Source organism: Spirosoma utsteinense (assembly GCF_014282275.1).
In the GTDB taxonomy this organism is placed as follows: domain Bacteria; phylum Bacteroidota; class Bacteroidia; order Cytophagales; family Spirosomataceae; genus Spirosoma; species Spirosoma utsteinense.
The window spans coordinates 59201-82923 of sequence record NZ_VFIA01000010.1; the positions used below are offsets into that span (position 1 = coordinate 59201).

The following is a 23723-nucleotide window of genomic DNA, read 5'->3' on the forward strand; positions in this document are numbered from 1 at the left end:
TCATGAAGAGAACATTATCTACACTGTGGCTTTTGCTATCGATTGGTTTTTTGCCAGCCAAAGCTCAATTGCTGGCTTCTACCAGTGGCTCTTACCGCGCGGCTCAGGCGAAGGAAACCGAAGTCCGGCTCACTACGCTGCGATCAGCCCTAACTGATCTGGAACAACGGTACCGCGTATCCTTTATCTATCCGACCAGTCTTGTCGACACAAAGGTGATCCAGTCGAAATCGGGAAGCCGAAACCTGGAAGCCGACCTGACCGAACTATTGGCTGATAAGGGATTATCGTATAAAAAGGTACAGGCAAATTTTTACGCCATTGTATCTGAAAAAGATAAAAAAGGGCGGTTTTTTCGCCAAATCGAGCGAATTAACGCCCAGCCGGAAGCTGAACCGGCCGAAACGCCTGGCACGATTTCAACCAAAGCCATCGACAAATTAGAGCGAATTGGCTGGTCGATGACCTCCGCTCAGCCCCTGGCCGACATCGGCGGTAAAGTGACGGACAAAAGCGGACAGGGCATCCCGGGCGTAAGTGTCGTCATCAAAGGCACCAGCCGGGGAACGACTACCAGTGCCACGGGCGATTACAGCATCAACGCACCCAACAACGCGGTGCTGGTATTCAGCTTCGTTGGCTACGAATCCCGCGAAGTAGCCGTGTCGAACCGCAGCCGCATCAATGTCTCGCTAACCGATGACATTAAAGCACTGAGCGAGGTCGTCGTGGTGGGCTATGGTACGCAGAAGCGGGCCTCGGTAACGGGCGCCATTTCGTCGATATCGTCGCAGGAGGTGACTCAGTTGCCTGTTCCCAGCATAGAAAGTGCCATTCAGGGCCGGGTACCGGGGGTAAGCGTTGTCAACAATGGATCACCGGGTGAGAGCCCTATCGTGCGTATCCGGGGAATTGGCTCTATTCTGTATGCGTCGAACCCGCTGTATGTCATCGATGGCTTTCCAACCAGCGACCTGAATAACTTCGACTCCCGCGACATCGAATCGGTCGATGTATTGAAAGATGCCAGTGCCGCTTCCATCTATGGATCGCGGGCGGCCAACGGCGTTATCGTCATTACCACCAAGCGCGGCAAGAACGACGGTCGCCTGCATGTGAGCTATGACGGATATACAGGTGTTCAGAGCGCCTGGCGTCAGCTGGACCTGCTCAACACGCAGCAGTACCTTCAGTATGGCACAGCACTGCTCCAAAATGCAGAAAATGATGCCGCTATCGCTGGCAACCGTGCGCCGATCGACGCCCGGCCCAAGCGTTTCCTGAGCATGGACGAACCCATTTACACTGGCGCTTCACAGACGTATGCACAAACGAACACGAACTGGCAGAAGGAGGTTTTCCGAAATGCGGCCATTCAGCAGCACAGCGTTCAGGTATCGGGCGGTAACGAACGTTCCCGTTTTCTGTCCTCGGTGGGTTTCTTCTCTCAGGACGGGATTATGATTGGAACGAGTTACAAACGCGGAAACTTCCGTATCAACTCCGACCATACCATCAGTAAACGCTTTACCTTCGGGCAGGCCCTAACCATTGCCTACAGCGACCGTTTCGCCGAGGTTAGCGCCGGTGGCCGTACGCAGGTCCAGAATCTGATCCGGATGACTCCTTACATGCCCGTAACGGACCCTTTCCTGCTTGGCGGCTACCGCGGGCCAGACGGGTCTGATGCAACCGACCCGCAGAATCCCGTTCGGGCTGCGTTACAGGACCGTACCAATTCCCAGCAGTTTAAACTACTCGGCAGTGCTTACCTGGACGTAAAACTGATCGAAGGTCTGACATACCGGGTTCGGGGTGGTATCGATTACGTCACGAACCGCGATTTCACCTTCCAGCCGATATACAACGAGAGTTTCAACGCCCGGGCGCTGGCAGCTGTCATTGACAACCGCTATGTGTATGCGTCGCCACTCATCTCAAACCAGTTAACCTACGAGCGAACCTTTGGCAAGCATAGCATCAACGCAGTAGCAGTAGCAGAGCGGCAAGCTGGTAACTATAACTTTCTGAACGGTACCGGACAGGCGGCTTCGAACACCATTCGGCAGGTTTCGGCCCTGACGCCTACAAGTGTCGGTATCGATGGTGGCAGACGGCAGAACGTCCTGCTCTCTTACCTGGGCCGCGTCAATTATGAGTATGACGGTCGGTATTTGCTGAGTGCGTCCATCCGGCGCGATGGCTCGTCGAAGTTTGCACCCGGCAACAAGTGGGGTAACTTCCCTTCAGCTTCGGTGGGCTGGCGCGTGAGTGAAGAGCCGTTTATCAAGAATGTTCCGTCTATCTCAGAGTTGAAGCTACGGGCCAGCTACGGCAGTATGGGCTTTAACGGCATTGGTGACTATGACTGGCAGGTAGCGGTTGCTCAAAATACCAATGCAATCATCGGTAGTGGACGGACGCAGGGTTTCTACTTCGACAGACTGGGAAATACCGCCCTGAAGTGGGAGATCACAAAAATGAGCAACGTTGGAGTCGATCTGGGATTGTTCAATAACAGCATCACCATGACGGCCGAATACTTCATCCGCAATACCGATGGCTTGATTCTGCCCCAGCCTATTGCGCCTTCTATCGGGTACTCTCAATCGCCGGTTGTCAACGTGGGTAACATGCGGAATCAAGGCTTCGAGATGCAACTGGGTTATAACAACCAGAAGGGCCCTTTCCGCTACACAGCCTCAGCTAACCTGAGTGTTATCCGGAACAAAGTCCTGAGCTTGGGGCCCAATGTCTCACCCCTGTTTTCAGGTCAAAACGCCGACTTTGGTGGTTTCGACATTACCCGTACTGTAGCGGGCGAGCCCGTTCAGTCGTTCTACGGCTGGAAAGTGGCGGGCATCTACCAGAACACAGGCGATGTATCATCCGGTGCAGCCCAGCCCAATGCCAAGCCTGGCGACATTCGGTTTGTTGACACGAACGGCGACGGGAAAATCGATGCCGACGACCGCGTGAACCTCGGCAGTTTCCTGCCTAAGTTCCAGTATGGCTTCAACTTCAGCGCTAACTACAGCAATTTCGATTTGTCACTGTTCATTCAGGGTGTTCAGGGCAATAAAGTCTACAACGGTACCAGGGTGCTGACAGAAGGGATGCTGCGCCTGTTCAATTCGGGTACGGGCGTTCTACAGGCCTGGACACCAGAGAACACCAACACGAGCATTCCACGGGCCATTAGTGGTGACCCCAACGGAAACACGCGCACGTCTGACCGGTTTATCGAGGATGGTTCTTACTTGCGCCTGAAAAACCTGAGCCTGGGTTACAACCTGCCCGCTACTACCTTACAGGGCTGGTCGCGCGGAACGCTGAGCCGCGCCCGGCTTTATGTAGCCGCAACCAACCTGCTGACATTCACGAAATATACCGGCTACGATCCGGAAATCGGTTCCCGCACCAATGGTACTCTTACCAACGGTATCGATTATGGTCAGTTTCCCCAGCCCCGTACGTTAATGGCAGGACTGCAACTGGGGTTTTAGTACAAGAAAGTGGTAAAACACAAGACCAAACAATTGGTTATCAGTAAACTTCATTAAATTTCATACAGATGAAACGTCATTATTTCACAGCCAGCGTCGTTGCTCTCGGCCTCTTGGTAGGGTGCAGCACCAGCAATCTGGATAAGATCAATCCCAATCAGGTTACCACCGATACCTTCTATCAAACGGCTAGTCAGCTCGTTTCAGGCGTAAACTCAGTCTATGCTGTCTGGCAAAGTGCCAACCTGACCGGGCGGGAGTGGTTTTTTACCCACGACCTCCGTAGCGACGACGTACTGGCAGGTGGCGGGCAGTTGGAAGCGCCCCGTAATCAACTCCTGATTGGCGCACAAATTCCGGGTAATGCGGTCATGGGATCGGTCTGGAACGGCTTATACCGATCCATCCACCGGGCCAATGTCATCATCACGAAAGGACCCGAGGTGACCGATAACCCGGCGCTGGTGAAACGGGCCATTGCTGAAGCCAAATTTCTAAGGGCACTAGCCTATACCGAACTGGTAACCCTCTGGGGCGGGGTTCCGCTGTATACCAGTTTCGTAACAGCCGTCGATGGCACCAAACCCCGCGCATCGGCCGACGAAGTATACGCAGCTATCATCGCCGATCTGACAGCCGCTCAAACTGACCTCCCCGCCAGTTACGGTGGCAGTGACCTTGGCCGGGCTACCTCAGGAGCCGCATCGGCACTGCTGGGACGGGCATACCTGCAAAAGGGCGACTACCCAAATGCCCGAACGCAGTTACAGAAAGTGATCAGCTCGGGAGTATATAAGCTCATGGATGAATATACCGACAATTTCACGGAAGAAAGCAAGTTCAACGCTGAAGGCGTATTTGAAATCGGCTTCTCAAAAATAGGTGACTTCAACTGGGATGGCGACGGTAACGATGGCGGAGCTAATGAAACCACTACCCGTAGCCAGGAGTACAGCCCTATCGGCTGGCGTAACCTGATCCCGTCGGCAGTATTACTGGCCGATTTCGAGCATACCGCCAAAGGAGACCCTAAAACCGATCCCCGTCTGAAGTACAGTTTCTATTTCATTGGCGATACTTTCAATAACGGCGCAAGGGTGCTGGCTGATGCCGACGTACAGGGCAATGGTCAGGTTTTCAACGGAGTAACCCAGAAAGTAAGCTGGCGTAAATACACGGCTCTTTACAAGAATGCCGAAACATTTTACACCTCCGGTATCAACATGAAGATCATCCGGTATGCCGATGTGCTGCTGGGTATGGCCGAATGCGAAAACGAAGCTGGCAACACCGCTGCGGCCATTGCCCTGATGAACCAGGTACGGGCGCGCAAAAGCGTAGCCATGCCTCCCTACCCCACAGCTACCTATCCGGTCAACAGCAAAGACGAAGTGTTTCGGGCAATCGTACACGAACGGCGGGTGGAACTGGCAGGTGAGCAGGTTCGTAACCGGGATATCGTTCGGTGGCGGGCACAGAACAAGCTAAAAACCGAACCTATCGCCTATTTCGTAAAGGGACGGCAGGAAGTACTGCCAATCCCGCAGCAGGAATTGGACAACAACGACAAACTGGACCAGAAAGATCAGAACCCAGGCTATTGATTTGTCGAGCACTCTAGCAAACGCCAAAGGCCTTCTCTACTTGGGGAAGGCCTTTTTGGTCGTATATTTCCCCATGCGCTTTCTGCTTTTTGTAGCCCTGGCTGGCTGGCTGGTAGCCTGCCAGGTCACCCCCTCCCGCTTCGAACGGCTAACAGCCGATCAGACCGGCATCCGGTTTGCCAATTCCATCACAGAAAGTGATTCGCTCAACGTGCTGGAATTTGAATACATCTACAACGGTGGCGGTGTGGGCGTAGGCGATTTTAACGGCGATGGAAAACCAGACGTATTTTTTGCGGGCAATCAGGTATCGAGCCAGCTCTACCTGAACAAAGGAGATTTGAAGTTCGAGGATGTAACGAAACCGGCTGGTGTATCCACCCGTCTATGGTGTACGGGCGTAGCCGTAGCCGACATCAATCAGGACGGCCGACAGGATATTTATCTCTCAACCGTTCATCCGGATCGCCACAAAGCTGTCCCGAACTTGTTATTTCTGAATATGGGTAACGACGCCCGTGGCATCCCGCATTTTCAGGAAATGGCTTACCAGACCGGACTGGCCGATTCGAGTTATGCCACGCAGGCTACGTTTCTGGATTATGACCGCGACGGCGATGTGGACGTATTTCTGCTGACAAATGCCCTGGAAGCCTACAACCGGAATACGGTTACCGGCCCACAGAATCAGGGACGTGCCCGCAGCCGCGACAAGCTGTTCCGAAATGATAGTTCACCGGGCGGCAAACTCCGTTTCACAGATGTCTCCGACCAGGCTGGACTGGTCCACGAGGGCTGGGGGTTGGGCGTGGTCGTCAACGATATCAACAACGATGGCTGGCCGGATATTTACGTAGCCAACGATTTCCAGTCGAACGACGTCTGGCTTGTCAATAACCGGCAGGGTGGCTTCGAAAACCAGATAGCCCGCCTGCTCAAGCACCAGAGCCACAACAGTATGGGGGCCGACATGGCCGACATCAACAACGATGGCCTGAACGACCTGGCCGTTGTCGACATGATGCCGGACGATAACCTGCGGCAGAAAACCATGTTCGCCAACATCCCCTACGACCGTTTCCAGATGGCAAAACGGCTCGGTTATCAGCCTCAGTACATCCGAAACATGCTTCAGCTAAATAGGGGCGAAACACTCTCCGATATTGGCTACATGGCCGGCACAGCTGCCACCGACTGGAGTTGGAGCGCCCTGTTCGCCGATCTCGACAACGATGGATTGCGCGACTTACTCATCACAAATGGCTATAGAAAAGACATCACCGACCTTGACTTCACCAGTTATAACCGGGACGCTGGCACATTCGGCTCAGACAACGAACGACGTTCCGGCTTACTGAACCGCGTGGCCGATCTGGACCCCGTATACAAGCCTAATTTCCTGTATCACAACCAGGGCAACTTACGATTTACGAACGTAGCCCCCCAGTGGGGATTGACCGAACAATCATTCACCAACGGAACCGCCTATGCTGATTTTGATGGTGACGGCGATCTGGATCTCGTGATGAACAACATCAATGATCCAGCCTTCATCTACCGAAATCGAACGATGGAAACGGCTTCTGACCCCCTGGATCATCATTATTTACGGGTTGAGCTGGCTGGAAAACCAGGAAACCGGGAAGGTCTGGGTGCAAAGATCGCAGTTTGGGCAGGCGGGCAGTTGCATTACCTCGAACACACGCGGCAGCGCGGTTACCAGTCGTCGGTAGAATCGGTGCTGCATATGGGTTTGGGTAAAGCCCGCCGGATTGACTCACTGCGTATCTGGTGGCCGGGCGGAACCGGACAAACGCTGTTCAATCTGCCTGCCAATCAGACACTAACGTTGAGAGAACAGCAATCGACGCAACAGGCGACTTCGTTCATGGTGTTTCAACCACCCACAACTCCCCTATTGACCGATGTGACAACAACCCTCGGCCTGACCTATCAGCAGGAAGAAGATGACTTCGTCGATTACAAGCAACACCAGATTACCCTGCCCCGTAAACACTCTCAGCTTGGGCCGGGCATTGCCGTGGGCGATGTTGACGGAAACGGTCTTGATGATCTATACATTGCCGGATCAGCGCATCGGGCGGGTACGTTCTTTTTACAGCAACCAAACAGCACGTTCCGTCGGCACGACCGTCGGACTAAAGCTCCCGAAGAAACGGGGGTGTTGTTGATCGATGCTGACCGCGACGGGGATCTGGACCTCTACGCCGTGCATGGGAGCACCGAATTCGGTCAGGAAGCAGGCCGTTATCAGGACAGCCTGTATCTGAATGATGGCCGGGGCAATTTTCGGGCTTCGCCCGGCGCGTTACCGCCTGTAACAGCCAGCGGCTCCTGCGTGGTGGCAGCTGATTACGACCACGACGGCGACCTCGACTTGTTCGTTGGTGGCCGGGTCGTGCCCCAGCGATACCCCGAATCAGCACAAAGTTATATACTCCGCAACGACAGCCGGGGCCAGCAGGTGCGCTTTACGGATGTAACCGACCTGGTGGCACCCGGCTTGTCGAAACTGGGCTTGCTCTGTGCAGCCCTGTGGACCGATGTCGATAACGATACCTGGCCCGATCTGCTGCTGGCGGGCGAGTTTATGCCGATCACGCTTTACAGAAACAACCAGGGCCGCTCCTTTACGAATCAGTCCGGTACACAACCCGATCTTCAGGCGGCTACCGGTTTCTGGAATAGCCTGACAGCAGGCGATTTCGACAACGACGGCGATATGGATTACATCGCGGGAAATCTGGGGCTGAACAGCCGCCTGCAGGCATCTCCCGAGCGGCCCATTTCGATCTATGCTGCCGATTTCGACAATAACGGCACGCTCGACCCTATTCTGAGCCTCTTCAACGGCTCAGCCGAATACCCGCTTCACCCCCGCGACGCGCTCACCGATCAGATTCCATCCTTCAAAAAACGCATGACCTCCTATGCGGCTTACGGCAAACTAAGTCTCCACGACCTGCTCACCAAGGACGAACGAGAAAAGGCCTTGATAAGACAGGCCACCTACCTGGCATCGGCCTACGTAGAAAACAGATCGGGTAAGCTTTTTCTTCACCCGCTACCAATCGACGCTCAGTTCTCGCCGGTGTTCGGCGCAGTCGCTACCGATCTGAACGAGGATGATCAGTTGGACCTGCTTACCATTGGCAACGACTATGCTACCGAGGTGCTGTCGGGGTATCAGGATGCGGGTATGGGCCTTTGTCTGCTGGGAAGCGGTGGGTCCACATTCCGGCCTTTGTCGCCCAATCGATCAGGTTTTGTTGTCGATGGCGATGCGAAAGCGCTGGCTTCGGTTTTGTTGGCAAATGGCGAACTGGTGTACGTAGCGACGCAAAACAACGGTCCCCTGCGGGCATTCAGGCAAACGAAAAACCCAGCCCGTTACCGCCGTATGACTAGTGCCGACGAAAAAGCGGGGCCGTCATCAGGCGGGAAACGCCACCCAAAAATGGAGATTGGCTGGGGCGGTGGCTATCTGTCGCAATCGTCGCGGGTAGTCAAACAGTACACCAGGTAAGCAGATACCGTACCTTTGATCAGCTAACTTAACCCACTATGCGTTCCATCCTATTGATTTTCTGCATGATCGCTACTGCTTTCGTCTCCTCGACTCCTCCCGCCTTCGACCTGCAGGGCCACCGCGGCTGTCGGGGCCTGATGCCCGAAAATACGGTTCCCGCCTTCATAAAAGCCCTTGAGCTGGGTGTAACCACCCTTGAGCTGGACGTTGTTATCAGCCACGATCAGCAGGTTGTCGTTTCACATGAACCTTATTTTAACGCAGCATTCAGTATCAAACCAGATGGCAGCCCGGTCTCAAAGAAAGAGCAAAAGGAACTGGTCTTGTATCGAATGGAGTATGCGGAGATAAAACGATATGACGTTGGCTCGAACGGCAATCCGGCCTACCCGGAGCAGCAAAAACTAAAAACCTACAAGCCGCTGCTGAGTGAAGTGATCGAGCAGGCAGAAGCCTACCGGACGGCGAAAAACTTACCGGCGTTTTCGTACAATATCGAACTGAAAAGTGAACCTTCCGAATACAACAAAAGCCAGCCAGAACCAGCCGTGTTTTGTGAGTTGGTTCAAGCCATTATCCGTAAACAACTCACCCCCGACCGGGTCGTCATTCAGAGCTTCGACTTTGCCATGTTAACCCAGTGGAAGCAGCAGGCATCTAAAGGAAATTTTCCACTTGTCCGACTGGCCGCGTTGGTAGAGAACCTGCGCAGCCCCGAAAAGAACCTGGAGGAATTAGGCTTTACACCTGATATTTATAGTCCCAATTATCGGTTGTTGAGCGCGGACAAAGTAGCCCGGCTGCACGAAAAGGGCATAAAAGTAATTCCCTGGACGGTTAACCAGCGCGACGACATGGTTCAGATGAAACGCTGGGGAGTCGATGGACTCATTACCGATTACCCAGACCGAGCGCTCAGTTTATAAACCAACTGTCTGTTTGTGCGTTTGAAGTAGTACCACGACCTATCGTTTTTTTGCTTACTTTGGCCTTATGACTTTCCTAAACACCACGCTCAAATGGCTTCTGCAACGGCGAATCCCGCGCATTGAAGCTATGATGAAACACCCCGGCGCGGTGCAACAGACGGTTTTTACGCAACTGATCCGGTCCGGTCGCCGAACAGAGTGGGGTCAAAAATATGGCTACAAGTCCATACAGACCATCGCCGATTTCCAGCAGCAGGTGCCGGTGTCGAGCTATGAGGAGTTGTTTCCATACATCGAACGCGTGATGAAAGGTGAGCCTAAAGTGCTGTGGCCGTCGCCGGTGCGCTGGTTCTCCAAATCGTCGGGCACGACCAACGCCCGCAGCAAATTCATCCCTGTAACGACCGAGTCATTAGACGAAAGCCATCTCAAAGGGGGCAAGGACATGATGGCGCTTTATATTGCCAACAATCCTGAGAGCCGTACCTTCGAAGGAAAAGGCTTATCTATTGGCGGTAGCCTGCATGCCAATCCATACGGCGCTAACAGCGCGGCTGGCGATGTCTCAGCGGTCGTCATGAAAAACCTGCCAAGCTGGGCACAATTCATCCGGACGCCGTCGCTCGAAGTAGCGCTCATGGACGAGTGGGAAGCCAAACTGGAGCGAATGGCGGAGATAACCTCGCAGGAAAATGTGACGAGCCTGCTGGGCGCACCTACCTGGGGACTTGTACTGATCGATAAGATCCTGGCCCGAACGGGCAAATCGAACATTCTGGAGGTCTGGCCGAACTTTGAGCTGCTTGTTCACGGAGCCGTTAATTTTCAACCTTACCGGGACTTATTCCAGCACCACGTTTTTCCGGCGAAGACGGTCCATTATCAGGAAGTATATAATGCGTCAGAGGGATTTTTCGCCATTCAGGACGACCTGACGCGTGTAGGCGAAATGCTGCTGATGCTGGACTATGGTATTTTTTACGAGTTCGTGCCGATCCACGAAGCTGACCAGCCCTTCCCAAAGGCGCTCACCATCGAGGAGGTAGAACTAGATAAAAACTATGCCCTCATCGTGTCGACCAACGGGGGTTTATGGCGCTACAAGGTGGGTGATACGGTACGCTTCACCTCGCTGTATCCACACCGGCTAAAAGTTAGCGGACGAACCAAGCATTTTATCAACGCCTTTGGCGAAGAAGTGATTGTTGAAAATGCGGAGGCTGCCATTACGTGGGCCTGCGAAGCAACGGGAGCGGTGATGGCCGAATACACCGCTGGACCAGTTTATATGAGTAACGGTGCGAACGGTTGCCACGAATGGGTTATTGAGTTTACCCAGCGGCCCGACAATCAGCAGCGTTTCAACCAGGTTCTGGACGAGTCCCTTCGTAAGATCAACTCCGACTACGACGCTAAACGGTACAACGATATCGTACTCAAACGTCCCCGCATTCATGTAGTACCACGCGGTACGTTTTACACCTGGATGAAACAGCGGGGTAAGTTAGGCGGTCAGCATAAGGTGCCGCGTCTGGCCAACTCGCGCGAGTACCTGGACGACATTTTAAAGGTCGTGATGAGTGATAAGTAAGGTGCTTTATTCGGTACGACACCGCCTTTTATCCCCGCACTAATTTTTTCTCTTTTATAAACTGGTTTGTCATGACCTCTTTGTCGGGGTTCAGCACAACCTGTTTGCTTACCTCACAGATGAATAGCTCGTGGTCACCGGCTTCGGTCGAGTGCATAACCCGGCACTGGACGTAGCCAATGGCCTCGGTCAGGTAAGGGCAACCCCGTTCATCGAGCGCGTAGGGCAGATTTTTAAATTTATCCCGGTCCCGTCCTGACTGCTGACCTAGTTTTCGAATAAGCCCCGTTTGGTCGGTGGCCAGCAGGTTCACGTTCAGGATACCGCTTTCCCGCACCAGTTCAATGGTGTAGTCGACCCGATAGAGCGCTACGGTCAGGACCTTGCCGCCCATAGCGGTTTGCATGACCCAGGTAACGATATTGGCATTTTGCCGCCCCTGCGATACCGTAGTAACGCTATGCACATCGTAGTTTTTGTATTTTAGTACCCGTTTCGGCATAAGGCTGATTTATGTTTTTTTGTACAATGTTGTCGTTCTGTCGTCTAAACGGGGTAGCTCCGTCCAGGCGACAGAACGACGATCAGGCATTAACTTTGTACCGAACGAAGCGTTTTGCTCTTCTGTTCTTTACCCAGTAGGTGATTCATTATTGAGTTAGGTGTGAAAAGGCTGTTTCGCTCTTTCAGGCTACGCGCCCCGCTCGTTTGCTCGTTCAGTCAATGAAATCTTTCGACATACCCGATTATTACCGCAGTAGTATTATCACGCCCCTGAAAGAGTTTCGGCGGAAGCGGGACAAACTGAAGCGGGACTTTACGCCGACCGTACTCGATTTTGGACCAGTCCGATTTTATATAGCCCGGCATTTCGGCTTTTGTTACGGCGTCGAAAATGCCGTTGAGATCGCTTATAAAGCCATTGCAGAAAATCCGGACAAGCGAATCTTCCTGCTTAGCGAAATGATTCATAACCCCGACGTCAACGCTGATTTGCAGGACCGGGGCGTTCGGTTCATCATGGACACCTCCGGTCAGCAGTTGACGCCCTGGTCGGCGTTAACGCCTGATGATGTTGTTATCATTCCGGCTTTTGGTACCACCCTCGAAACACAGCAGCAGCTTGCATCGATTGGCCTCGATGTAGCCAAATACGATACTACCTGCCCGTTTGTAGAGAAAGTGTGGAATAAGGCCAGCCAGATCGGGCAGAAGAATTATACGGTTGTGGTGCATGGGAAACCTACTCACGAGGAAACCCGGGCCACTTTCTCGCACAGTAAAGAAGCCGCCCCTACCGTTGTCGTCAGAGATATGGCGCAGGCGCAGCGACTGGCGGGTTACATCACCGGCGAACTGCCAGCCGACCAGTTCTACACCGAATTTGCCGGACAATTCTCCACTGGTTTCGAGCCCGCCCGCGACTTACAGCGAATTGGTGTGGTTAACCAGACAACTATGCTGGCTTCTGATACGCAAGGCATTGCCGATCACCTGAAGCAGGTCATGATCCAGCGGTATGCGCTACAGCCCGATCAGGTCGACGCCCATTTTGCCAACACCCGCGATACGCTCTGCTATGCCACCAACGATAACCAGGACGCGACCTATGCACTACTCGACTATCCGGCCGACTTTGCTATTGTGGCAGGCGGCTACAACTCGTCGAATACGTCACATATCGTTGAATTATGCGCGGGAAAACTGCCAACCTATTTTATCGAATCAGAACAGAAAATTCTGTCTGATACCCTTATCAGGCATTTCGACATTCACAGCAGGCAGGAGATTGTAACCGAGAACTTTATTCCGTTGCCGGATGGTCAGGGCCAGCCGCCCGTTACAGTTATGCTAACCTGTGGCGCGTCCTGCCCCGACGCCGTTGTTGAAGGCATCCTGCTGAAACTAGTAAGCTATTTTCCCCAGGCCCACCCAATTGATGACGTGATGCTGGCTTATCAGTCCTGATCACTGGACCCTCAGCACCGTTTCCCGACTCTCGTTATTTAACCGGTCAACAGCCGTGACCACATACACGTACTTCTTTTTAAGATCGGCATTTTTATCGATGAAACGCGTGGATGATTCGCCAAAGCAGCGGGCCACGATAAACCGGGGATCATTAAGCAGCAAATGCGGGCGACGGCCTTCAAATCGGTAGATGACATACGAGTTGGCACCGTCGCCATCAAGTGCCTGAGCCGGCTGCTGCCAAAAAAGTTCGATCCCTTCCGGGGTCATAGCCGCCTTCAGGTCGTGGGGCGGCAGGGGCGGAATACTGTCCAGCCAGGGCATTGGGGGTACAAGAGCGGGATGCCGATAGAAATTATGTTGCAACGAATCACGAATAGCCAGGGGATTCGTTTTCAGTGACTTGGCGCTAAAAAAAATACTTCCCAGTACGGCTTTCTGTTGCCGGTTGTAACGCATCTGATCGGGAAATTCTGTGGCCCGGCCCCAGCCCGGGTCCCGTTCTGAACCACGTCCAACCCGGTAAGCGCCCTGACCAACATACAAATGCACTTTGCCCGAATTGCGGGTCCACCAGTCTACCAGCGTTTTGTAAGGTGCCCGGCCAAACTCCGAACTAAAATATACTTGTGGCACGATGTAATCGACTAAGCCATCCCGTACCCATTTGCGCGTATCGGCATAAAGGTCATAGTACGATTGCCCGCCGTTGGTGAGCGAACCGTCTGGGTCGTTGCTGCGGTTTTTCCAGATGCCAAACGGGCTGATGCCGAATTTAACCCAGGGTTTGTTAGCCCGAATTGAATCGCGCAGTTCGGCAACGAGTTTGGTTACGTTATCGCGTCGCCAATCGTCCTTTTTCATTCCGTTGAAATTGGCCTGATATGTTACATCATCACGCAGGGTCTGACCAGCTACGGCATAAGGATAGAAGTAATCATCGAAATGAATACCATCCACATCATATTCGCGCACCACATTGGCCACAACCCCGGCAATGTATGACCGAACGGCGGGCATGCCCAGGTTAAACAGCTTGCGACCACCATATTCCAGTATCCACTCCGGTTTGCGGTAAACGATGTTTGTCGACGCCACACTCGACACTTTACTAAACGTGGCCCGGTCCAGATTGAACCAGGCGTGAAACTCCAGGCCGCGCTCGTGCGCCTGCTCGATCATAAATTCGAGCGGATCGTAAAAGGGTTCCGGTGCCAGCCCCTGCTGCCCCGTTAGCCATTCTGACCACGGCTCGGAACTCTTGGCGTAGAACGCATCGGCCGCTGACCGTATCTGAACGACTACGGCATTCAGTCCCATTTGCTGATGCTGGTCGAACATCTCAACAATTTCGCGCTGCTGATCGGTCGTGGGTAGTCCCTTTTTGCTGGGCCAGTCGATGTTGTCGATTGTAGCAACCCAAACCGCCCGAAACTCATGCTTGGGAGGAGCTATACCAGGCATGGCTGCCAACTGATCTGCTACGTTATCAAACTCAACGGTATCGACAGGCGGTACGACTACGACAGGCGCTTTGGGTTTGGGCACCGCCGATTTGCCCGCTACGGGTTTAGGAGGGGTGGTTTTGCTGGCTACAGCTGGAGCTGGCCTAGCAGCGGGTCGATGGTTAGGTAAGCGCGCGACAGCCGGTTTATTACGGCGGCATCCGTACCCTGAAAAGACAACAAATAGTATGTAAACAAGAGCGAGTGAGCGCATTACTACGAGGCAGGTTAACTGCCAAAAGTAACGATAGTCGATCACACCTTAGCCGAAGTGACTGTCAATTTTGCTTTTTTCCAATCGTTCGGCAGGCATCGCTGCAATAGATAACGTTATCCCAGTCGCGCTCCCACTTCTTGCGCCAGACAAAAGGCCGGTTGCAGACGGGACACAGTTTAGTCGGCAAATCCGACTTTTTACGCATTTTCATAAGCAGTGGCAGGGCGGTAACTTTGGCAGCATTCAGTAGTTCATCAACGTTACAACCCCGCCACTGCTTATGTTTCGGAAATACTGGCTCACTACGACCATCACCCTGTTTACTACGTTCCAGCTACCAGCTCAAACTATACACGATTCATTAACGACTCAACTTACCTCTTTACAAGCCCGGTCTCTTTTCCCCGGATTCAGCGTTGCCATCGTTCGGCAGGATTCTGTTCTGTATCAACAGGGGTTTGGCCTGGCCAATGTACAATCCCACCTACCCTACACCTCGCAAACTATTCAATCCGTCGGGTCAGTCAGTAAAACACTCATCGGAGTTGCGCTCATGCAATTAGTTGAACGCGGGCGTTTTTCTCTCGATACCCCCATCAATAGTCTGCTTCCTTTTCGGGTAGTGAATCCTTATTTCCCGACAGACACTATTCGAATCAGGCATCTGGCCACCCATACATCGGGGCTGGTCGACTACGAACCGGTTTATGCCCAGACGTACGTCTTCAGCGGTGATCCGGGAACAGTACCGTCGAACGAGTTGACGATGTACGATTTGTCCGGCAAAAACGCCGGCGAAACGCTCAGCAGCTTTCTCTTCAGTTGTTTTAATGAGAAAGGCAGCCGCTACACCCGACGAAATTTTGCCAGAACGAAGCCGGGAAAGACCTACGCCTATACGAATCTGGGAGCCGCCCTGGCCGCGCTGTTGATCGAAACCGAAACCGGCCTTTCCTACGCCGATTATACAAGGAAGTATATTCTTGAAGCCTCGGGCATGACCCACTCGGGCTGGTCCTTCGAGACGCTCGACCGCGAGCGTCAGGCAGGGGCCTATAACCTGACGAAGCAACGTTACCCAACCTACTCGTCAATTACTTATCCTGATGGTAACCTCCGCACATCCTGCGCCGATCTTAGCCAGTACCTGATGGCCATTCTGAAAGGCTATGCCGGACAAGATGGGCTGCTAACGGCCAAATCGTTTCAGCAGATGTTGAGCCCCCAATTCCCCAAAAACCAACTACCTAGCGGTTTACCCCCCAGGGATATCAACCAGGGTATTTTCTGGGTTATGCGTTCCAATGGGAGCATTGGCCATACAGGCAGCGACCCGGGCGCATCGGCTTTTATGTTTTTCAACCCTAAAACAGGTATTGGCCGGCTATTCATGACAAACATAGACATGGAGAACAATGCCGATATAGCCGCCCAGTTCGCTGCCATCTGGAAAGCACTTGGCAATGCCGAAGATCGCTTGACCCGCTAATTTATTCCTGGTCAATCCAGTAACTGTTTGCCTGTCTGGCGAGTTCTACCGGTATGAAAACACCCGTTTCAGTTTTAACACTAACCGATGCTGACCTTGACCGAGTCGTTGAGATGGCCTGGGAAGATCGTACTCCGTTCGATGCTATTGAAACCCAGTTTGGCCTGTCGGAGCAGGACGTGATTACGGTGATGCGACGAGCGCTGAAACCGTCGTCGTGGCGCATGTGGCGGGCCCGGGTGCAGGGGCGATCCACGAAGCACGCAGCACTGTCGGCAGTCGATGATGGCCGATTCAAGTCAGATCAGCAACGGACTGTTACGCACAACAAGGTTACCAAACGGTAAGTTACTGATTTGGTGTCTGCCGTATTTAGCTTAATTTTGTGCCGCTAAAGTAAAAGACTGGCATTATTTCTATTGCTTTTTGCAAGAAATCAATATCTTATTAGACTATTTACGGTCTAAGATACTAAATTTGCCCCCGTTCAGGAACACAGTTTAAATCAGACCGCTCCGTTTATGTCGATCCAGAAGTTAGATCAAATAGATCGTAATGTATTAGAAATCCTGCAAGCCAACGCCAAGATCACCAACGCTCAGCTTTCCAAAGAAATTGGCCTTTCGCCTGCTCCTACGTTAGAACGAGTCAAGAAACTCGAAACGTCGGGCATCATTCAGAGCTACCACGCTCAACTCAACCGCGATAAAGTTGGCCTGGGTGTAACAACATTCGTGATGGTTACGCTGGTCGGTCATAAAAAAGACACCACCATGTCTTTTGTTGACAAAGCGAACACGATTCCAGAAATCATTGAGTGCCACCACATTACTGGCTCAGGCGACTTTTTACTAAAAGTGATCGCCAAAGATATTCAGTCCTATCAGGCGTTGATGCTGGACGTGATCAACGAAATTGGTGAGGTGGCCAGCACCCAGACCATGGTGATCATGTCGACCTTCAAAGAAAGCAAAGTCCTTCCAATTCCTTGATAGAAACCAACTCAGGAATTAACGGGTAAGGGGGACAAAGGAGATAAAAGGAATTGCTGCTGCGAAACCTTATCATCTTCTTTGTCCCCCTTACTTCTGTATCCTTATTCCTCTACTCTCTTCGTTTCCTGCGCTCTTCTCTACGTGACTTTTTACTGGCGTCCAGCAGCTTTTTGGCTTCTTTAAACTGGCTGGACTTGCGCTCGGCTTTGTCCATAACCTCTTTGAAATAGCCTTGTGCCTGGTCGTACTGCTTCTCTTCGGTCGCAATTTTGCCCAGCGCCAGCACCGACGACCAATAGTAACCGGCATCCGTTGAATTAGTCTGTTTGGCAAACTCAATTGCTTTCAGATAATTGGCCTTTGCTTCAGGAAGATTTTTGTAAAATAACTGGTTAATGTAGCCAAGAATATAAGCCGCAGTTCGCCCGCTGACGCCTTCATAACCCGACTGGCTGCGCTCAATCTTAACCAGAATATCTTTGGATACCCGCTCTGCTTCGTTCAAACGACCTTGGGCAAAGGCTGATCGAGCATAGTAGCGCTCAAAAAATGGGTTATCGGGATATTGTTCTGTCATGTACTTAGCCATTTCATAAGCTTTATCGTACTGACTTTCCATGCTGTAAATCTGGAGTAGAAAATAGCGGGCCTCCACGCGGGTGTAGAAAGCGGTGTTGGCTGTTTTCTCTAGCTGCTGGATGCCACTTTTCTTGTTTCCTTTGGGAAAGAAAGCCAGGATAGGCTTCAGGAGTGGATAATTTTCCGGAATCCATTGGGCATAGTAATTATACATGCCATCGCCAAAGAGCAGTTCGGGACTGATTTCGGCATTGCCTTTACACTTGTCGAAGTACTTGAGCGCGTTCTTACCCGCTAGTGTGGCCTTTGCCCACTTCTTGCGTTCGGAGTACAGGCGCCCTTTGAAGGCATAGGCCGCAGCCAGGAAAAAGGCGGGCTCTACTTTGTTCTCGCTCTTATCGTACAGCTCCTCAGCCAGCGTAATGGTCGAGTCCATATACATCAGGCACTGGTTATCATAATCCGTGACATCGGTATTGGGAACGATCTTCCACCATTCGGCCAATCCCATCATGAAGTAGGGCATAGGATGTTTGGGATAGCGAAGGCGCAACCACCGGAACTCCTTATCGGCTTCGTAGAACTTATAGTTGTACATCTGGTTGATAGCCTCCGCCGATTCGATCTGAACGCCGGGGTGCTTCAGCAACCCATCATATACCTTATCAAACGCCGACGGATCATATAGCTGAGCCTGCGCCAGAACCGCCAGCCCCGTCAACCATACCGTCAACACAAGTCGTTTCATTTGTTTCACGTACTACGAGCTCCCGCCCGTTTTTTGTCATTTATCTGTTGGCCTGCCGGATGGTTTAATCCGTTATGTACTAACGTAATCCCAGGACAGTACGTTTACCTATGCTTATTTTTTGGTGAAATTTTGCCCGCTTGCCTACCCCAACTGTATCTTTGATCTTCCCCGACGCCAATATGCTAGCCATTAACGACAAGAGATTTGTGCCCTTTATCGCTGCCGAAGCCATTCAAACGCGTATTCAGGAGCTGGCCGACCAGATCAATCAGGAATACGCCGATAGAAAGCCACTAATCGTAGTGGTCCTCAACGGAGCATTCATCTTTGCCGCCGACCTGATGAAAAACCTGACGATCCCGTGCGAGGTGACCTTTATCCGGGTGGCGTCGTATACCGCAACGGAGTCGACCGGGCAGCTGAGACAAATTCTTGGCCTGAGCGAAACCATCACCGGCCGCGACCTGATCGTCATTGAAGACATTGTCGATACCGGCCTGACCATTTGTGAGGTGTGTGATCAGCTACGCAGCCAGCAACCAGCCTCCATTGCCATTGCTACCTTACTGTTCAAACCCACAGCCCTGAAAAAATCGATCGATCTACATTACGTCGGCTTCGAGATCGAAAACCGGTTCGTACTCGGCTATGGGCTGGATTATGACGGGATAGGCCGCAACACGAAGGATATTATGGTATTGGAGGAGTAGGGAAAGGGGAAGGGAGAGGAGAAAAGGGAGGAAGGAGGAAAGAACGATCGGGTGGCAAATACCCCGTAAGGCCTATACCGCCGGATAGCTCCTTCCTCCCTTTCCTCCCTTTCCCTCCCCTTTTCACCGATCCACCTCCCCCATCACCACATCGATTGAGCCGATAATAGCGACCAGATCGGCCAGCATGGCTCCTTTGCTGATTTCGCTGATCACCGACAGGTTGTGAAAACAGCACGACCGGGCTTTGCAGCGTACCGGCACGTCGGAGCGGCCATCGGTCCGGAAGAAGAACCCTAATTCGCCCTTTGCGCTTTCGGCACGGGCGTAAAAATCCATGGCTTTCGGCCTGATCTTTTTGGGTACTACTGCCTGCGGGTCGTAGTCGCGGGTGCGTTTGTGGTCGCCAGTGAGCTGATCGAGGCATTGCTCAATAATCCGCAGCGATTCATGGCATTCCAGCACGCGCACATTGTTACGGTCCCAGCAGTCACCCACGGTGCCCACCTTCCCTTCACCAATCGGAATGTCGAACTCCAGTTCAGGATAAACCGAGTAACCATCCACCCGGCGCAGGTCGTAGCGCAAACCGGACCCCCGCAGCATGGGGCCTGTACAGCCGTAGTTGATCGCGACCGGTAATGGCAATACCCCCACGTTGGCCGTGCGCCCGATGAAGATATCATTGTCGATAACGATCTGCTGCAACTCCACCAGTTTCGGTTTCAGGTATGCCACAAACTCCCGGCAGCGCTCCTCAAAACCGACCGGCAGGTCATAGAACAGACCGCCAATCCAGATATAGTTGTAAAGCATGCGGGCCCCACTGACCCATTCCAGCAGGCGCTGAATGTGCTCACGGTCGCGCATGAGCCACAGGAAAGGCGTGTAGGCACCAATATCGAGGGCGTAGGTACCAATGCCGACAAAGTGAGCTGCAATCCGGTTCAGTTCGGCGACCAGCACCCGGATATACTCGGTTCGTTTGGGAATATCGTTCTGAATACCCAGCATTTTCTCCACACCCATAACAAAAGCATGTTCGGAGTTCATGGCAGCCATGTAATCGAGCCGGTCGACGAAAGGAATCGTCTGGTTGAAGGGCAGCGATTCGGCATGTTTCTCAAAACAGCGATGCAGGTAGCCCAGATGCGGCACTACATCCACGACAATCTCCCCATCGGTCACTACTTCGAACCGTAGCACGCCGTGGGTCGACGGGTGCTGCGGTCCCATGTTCAAGATCATCTCCCCCTCGTTGAGCATATCGGGTTGATAAACACTCGGTTCAGAGGCCCGGAAGTGGCCGGGAGCATATTCGTATTGAATCGTTTGCGTAGTCATTCTATCCGTAAAGATCGAAATGAGACGCGCCAAAGCCAACATCTCTATTTTTTTTGATGCTAACCAGCTACAAATCATCTCTTTTATCACCAGTTGTTTGCTGAATAAAAGAGATTTCGTACCTTTGCGCTCCTTATCGAGAAAACGAACTTAAGCGATGGCAAAGAAAGGCGCCAATAGAATCCAGGTTATTCTGGAATGCACCGAGCAGAAAGACAGCGGTGTTCCCGGCATGTCCCGGTATATCACCACCAAAAACCGGAAGAACACACCGGCCCGTATTGAGCGGAAAAAATACAATCCGTTCCTTCGGAAAGTAACGCTGCATAAAGAAATTAAATAGTTTGTCGTTTATTGTTCGTACTTGTTCTACGACATGAACGTCAAGCCACACATTGCGGCTGTTCCGGCTTACCGGCAGAACCGCACAAACAATAAACCGACATGGCAAAAAAGGTAGTTGCAACCCTGAAAACGAAGGACAACGGCAAAGCTTTCGCTAAGATCATCAAAGCCGTTAAATCGCCTAAAACCGGCGCTTACACCTTCAAAGAAGAAATGGTACCGGTTGACGAAGTACAGTCTGCGCTGAAAAGCTAGTGAAACTGTGCCATTCGTTTCCCGTATGAATGGAAAGAGGAGTCCCACAGCCTGTAAGGCCCGGTGGGACTTTTTTTGTTATAGCTTTGTTCAGACATCAATCGTAATAGTCGTAAGGCATAATAGTCGTAGAAGTCGTAAGTACAACTAATCACAGTAGCTACTTATGTCTACTACGACTTACGACCCCTACGACTTATGACCCCTACGACTACTACGCTTTACGACCTCCCAAACCACTATGGCTTTATTCGGCTTATTTTCAAAGGAAAAGAAAGAAACGCTCGACAAGGGGCTGGAAAAAACCAAAGATAGTTTCTTCTCCAAACTAGGGCGCGCCGTCGTTGGTAAGTCGACCGTTGACGAGGAAGTACTGGACGAACTGGAAAACGTCCTGATTTCGTCCGACGTGGGCGTAGAAACTACCGTCAAGATCATCCGGCAGATCGAAGAACGCGTTGCCCGTGATAAATACGTGGGTACCGATGAACTGGATCGGATTCTTCGGGAAGAGATCGCTACGCTCCTGTCAGCCAACAATTCTATTGACGTACCGGAAGACTTTGGCTTACCAGCCAACAAAAAGCCGTACGTAATTATGGTAGTGGGCGTTAATGGCGTCGGCAAAACGACGACCATTGGCAAACTGGCGGCTCAGTTTCATAAGCGGGGCCTGAAAGTCGTGCTCGGCGCGGGTGATACGTTCCGGGCGGCCGCCGTCGACCAACTCAAGCTCTGGGGCGAACGGGTAGGCGTGCCGGTTATCTCGCACGGTATGAACACCGACCCGTCGGCGGTAGCCTTCGATGCCGTTAAAAAAGGCGTTGACATGGATGCCGATGTCGTCATCATCGATACGGCCGGTCGGTTGCACACGAAAGTCAATCTCATGAACGAGCTGACCAAGATTAAGCGTGTGATGCAAAAAGTCACACCCGACGCGCCCCACGAAGTGCTGCTGGTGCTGGACGGATCGACCGGACAAAACGCGTTTATACAGGCTACCGAGTTCACGAAAGCGACCGAAGTATCGGCGCTGGCAATAACGAAGCTGGACGGTACGGCGAAAGGCGGGGTGGTGATCGGCATTTCGGATCAGTTCAAAATTCCGGTAAAGTACATCGGCGTTGGTGAAAAGATCGACGACCTCCAGACGTTCAATAAAATAGAGTTCGTGGATTCGTTCTTTAAGAAATAATCGACAGTTATGGCAGTCGTAACGAACTTAGATCGAGTACATCTGGACGTAATTGACATCATGGAACGCCATTATGGTAACCTGTTGAACCAGATTGTGCTGTTTGGTTCCTATGCTCGTGGCGACTTCAATGAGGAATCAGATGTGGATTATCTAGTCGTTTTGGATGAAGAAAATGTTTCATCTTTTAAAGAGATAACCACTACGATTGCTGACCGAAATGCCTACTTTGATGAAACGTCTATTACAATTTCAGCCGTTGTCGTGTCCAAAAATCAGTTTCTAAGCTCAAATCGAATTTTTTACAGGCAAGTACGAAAAGACGGAAAATGCATCTATGAGCGAGGATCTAGGCCATTGTATCAGTAAAGCAGAAGCGTACTTAGCTAATGCTAAAACGCTGGTGGCAACAGAATTCCCGAATGGTGCTATTACGTCAAGTTACTACTGTTTTTTCTGGCTGGTTCGCGGACTACTTGCCGACAAAGACATTGTCACAAAACGTCACTCGGCTGCCCGCGAGATGTTTTCCCTACACTACATCAAATCCGGGGAAATACCTGAAAAGTACAAGGATGACTTTGCCGTTCTATTCGAACGGCGACAGATAGCGGATTATGACGTAGATGGCGATTTCGAACTTGATGAGATCAGTTATCTGATTAAATTATCCGAAGACTTTCTAGCCTTCGTAAAAACCACCTATGCGTAGCACGTCGCTCCTGTTTTTTCTGTTATTAGCCAGTACCCTGGCCTGCGCTCAGAAGCCCCGTTCGGTAAAAGCCCGGAAAGCTACGGTTAAGGAGGGCATTTGCGGCACCATCGTGGAGAAACGCGGCAACCACATGCCCAGTCCCGACTCGCCCCGGCCGAACGCAGGTAGCACTCCGGTCGAACGGGAGGTGCTTATCTTTAAGCGGCTTGCGATGAATGAGGTCGACGCGGGCGAGAATGGATTTATCAACTCCGTTCGGGACGCAAAGCCTGTTAAAACGGTGATGTCGGGTAAGGACGGGAAATTTTGCGTGAGTGTACCGGCCGGGCATTATTCGGTTCTGGTCCGTGAACCAAAAGGACTATACGCTAACCTGTCCGACAGTCAGAATAATATAAATCCGGTGCGGGTCGAGAAAGGCCGAAAAGCACAGGTAACGGTCGAGATTACACACGAAGCCGTATTTTAA

21 protein-coding genes are annotated in these 23723 nt (G+C 52.1%); 16 read left to right on the forward strand and 5 right to left on the reverse strand.

Annotated elements, in window-relative coordinates:
- Positions 1–2: 2 nt before the first annotated feature.
- The 5 genes from FH603_RS09850 to FH603_RS09870 all read left to right on the forward strand — a co-directional run bounded on the left by FH603_RS09850 (position 3) and on the right by FH603_RS09870 (position 11180).
- The gene (locus tag FH603_RS09850; protein ID WP_186737326.1) at positions 3–3506 is read left to right on the forward strand and encodes a SusC/RagA family TonB-linked outer membrane protein; all 3504 of its coding nucleotides are present in this window, start codon (positions 3–5) and stop codon (positions 3504–3506) included.
- A 68-nt stretch (positions 3507–3574) separates the two neighbouring features.
- Positions 3575–5110, forward strand: a complete 1536-nt coding sequence (locus FH603_RS09855; protein ID WP_186737327.1) for a RagB/SusD family nutrient uptake outer membrane protein — start codon at positions 3575–3577, stop codon at positions 5108–5110.
- 73 nt (positions 5111–5183) lie between these two features.
- Positions 5184–8657, forward strand: a complete 3474-nt coding sequence (locus FH603_RS09860) for a VCBS repeat-containing protein (RefSeq protein WP_186737328.1) — start codon at positions 5184–5186, stop codon at positions 8655–8657.
- A 38-nt stretch (positions 8658–8695) separates the two neighbouring features.
- Entirely contained in the window at positions 8696–9586 is an 891-nt protein-coding gene (locus FH603_RS09865; protein WP_235985358.1) for a glycerophosphodiester phosphodiesterase family protein, read from the forward strand.
- 67 nt (positions 9587–9653) lie between these two features.
- The gene (locus tag FH603_RS09870) at positions 9654–11180 is read left to right on the forward strand and encodes a GH3 auxin-responsive promoter family protein (RefSeq protein ID WP_186737329.1); all 1527 of its coding nucleotides are present in this window, start codon (positions 9654–9656) and stop codon (positions 11178–11180) included.
- 28 nt (positions 11181–11208) lie between these two features.
- Here the strand turns inward: FH603_RS09870 and FH603_RS09875 are convergent, their stop codons facing one another.
- Complete coding sequence (locus FH603_RS09875) at positions 11209–11682, reverse strand: flavin reductase family protein (protein WP_186737330.1); 474 nt, start codon at positions 11680–11682, stop codon at positions 11209–11211.
- A 221-nt stretch (positions 11683–11903) separates the two neighbouring features.
- Between FH603_RS09875 and FH603_RS09880 the strand changes: the two genes are divergently transcribed.
- Positions 11904–13148, forward strand: coding sequence for a 4-hydroxy-3-methylbut-2-enyl diphosphate reductase (locus tag FH603_RS09880; protein WP_186737331.1), 1245 nt, complete (start codon positions 11904–11906; stop codon positions 13146–13148).
- On the opposite strand, the gene FH603_RS09885 is transcribed toward FH603_RS09880, so the two are convergent.
- Together FH603_RS09885 and FH603_RS09890 are read right to left on the reverse strand one after the other, a co-directional pair.
- Complete coding sequence (locus FH603_RS09885) at positions 13149–14870, reverse strand: glycoside hydrolase family 10-like protein (RefSeq protein WP_186737332.1); 1722 nt, start codon at positions 14868–14870, stop codon at positions 13149–13151.
- A 64-nt stretch (positions 14871–14934) separates the two neighbouring features.
- Positions 14935–15084: a DUF2256 domain-containing protein gene (locus tag FH603_RS09890; protein WP_186737333.1), complete on the reverse strand. Its 150-nt coding sequence runs from the start codon at positions 15082–15084 to the stop codon at positions 14935–14937.
- A gap of 69 nt (positions 15085–15153) precedes the next feature.
- Between FH603_RS09890 and FH603_RS09895 the strand changes: the two genes are divergently transcribed.
- From FH603_RS09895 to FH603_RS09905, 3 genes are all read left to right on the forward strand, one after another.
- Complete coding sequence (locus FH603_RS09895; protein WP_186737334.1) at positions 15154–16362, forward strand: serine hydrolase domain-containing protein; 1209 nt, start codon at positions 15154–15156, stop codon at positions 16360–16362.
- A 53-nt stretch (positions 16363–16415) separates the two neighbouring features.
- Positions 16416–16709 (forward strand): TIGR03643 family protein, encoded by a 294-nt coding sequence (locus FH603_RS09900; protein WP_186737335.1) that lies wholly within the window; start codon positions 16416–16418, stop codon positions 16707–16709.
- 174 nt (positions 16710–16883) lie between these two features.
- The gene (locus tag FH603_RS09905) at positions 16884–17354 is read left to right on the forward strand and encodes an Lrp/AsnC family transcriptional regulator (RefSeq protein ID WP_186737336.1); all 471 of its coding nucleotides are present in this window, start codon (positions 16884–16886) and stop codon (positions 17352–17354) included.
- A 112-nt stretch (positions 17355–17466) separates the two neighbouring features.
- Here FH603_RS09905 and FH603_RS09910 read toward each other — a convergent pair whose 3' ends face one another.
- Positions 17467–18684: a tetratricopeptide repeat protein gene (locus FH603_RS09910; protein WP_186737337.1), complete on the reverse strand. Its 1218-nt coding sequence runs from the start codon at positions 18682–18684 to the stop codon at positions 17467–17469.
- A 182-nt stretch (positions 18685–18866) separates the two neighbouring features.
- Between FH603_RS09910 and hpt the strand changes: the two genes are divergently transcribed.
- Positions 18867–19397 carry a hypoxanthine phosphoribosyltransferase gene (gene hpt / locus FH603_RS09915; RefSeq protein ID WP_186737445.1) on the forward strand — a complete coding sequence of 177 codons (531 nt, stop codon included), beginning with the start codon at positions 18867–18869 and terminating at the stop codon, positions 19395–19397.
- A gap of 123 nt (positions 19398–19520) precedes the next feature.
- On the opposite strand, the gene FH603_RS09920 is transcribed toward hpt, so the two are convergent.
- The gene (locus FH603_RS09920) at positions 19521–20741 is read right to left on the reverse strand and encodes an NADH-quinone oxidoreductase subunit D (RefSeq protein ID WP_186737338.1); all 1221 of its coding nucleotides are present in this window, start codon (positions 20739–20741) and stop codon (positions 19521–19523) included.
- A 157-nt stretch (positions 20742–20898) separates the two neighbouring features.
- Between FH603_RS09920 and rpmG the strand changes: the two genes are divergently transcribed.
- The 6 genes from rpmG to FH603_RS09950 all read left to right on the forward strand — a co-directional run bounded on the left by rpmG (position 20899) and on the right by FH603_RS09950 (position 23723).
- A complete protein-coding gene (rpmG, locus tag FH603_RS09925; protein ID WP_186737339.1) occupies positions 20899–21084 on the forward strand; it encodes a 50S ribosomal protein L33 in 186 nt (61 codons plus the stop codon).
- A gap of 101 nt (positions 21085–21185) precedes the next feature.
- Complete coding sequence (locus FH603_RS09930) at positions 21186–21341, forward strand: DUF4295 domain-containing protein (protein WP_080238052.1); 156 nt, start codon at positions 21186–21188, stop codon at positions 21339–21341.
- Between the two features lie 241 nt (positions 21342–21582).
- Positions 21583–22539, forward strand: a complete 957-nt coding sequence (gene ftsY, locus FH603_RS09935; RefSeq protein ID WP_186737340.1) for a signal recognition particle-docking protein FtsY — start codon at positions 21583–21585, stop codon at positions 22537–22539.
- A gap of 9 nt (positions 22540–22548) precedes the next feature.
- A complete protein-coding gene (locus FH603_RS09940; protein WP_186737341.1) occupies positions 22549–22908 on the forward strand; it encodes a nucleotidyltransferase domain-containing protein in 360 nt (119 codons plus the stop codon).
- A complete protein-coding gene (locus FH603_RS09945; RefSeq protein ID WP_186737342.1) occupies positions 22877–23251 on the forward strand; it encodes a HEPN domain-containing protein in 375 nt (124 codons plus the stop codon). The genes FH603_RS09940 and FH603_RS09945 overlap by 32 nt, the downstream gene beginning before the upstream one ends.
- The gene (locus tag FH603_RS09950) at positions 23244–23723 is read left to right on the forward strand and encodes a hypothetical protein (RefSeq protein WP_186737343.1); all 480 of its coding nucleotides are present in this window, start codon (positions 23244–23246) and stop codon (positions 23721–23723) included. Before FH603_RS09945 ends, FH603_RS09950 begins: the two co-directional genes overlap by 8 nt.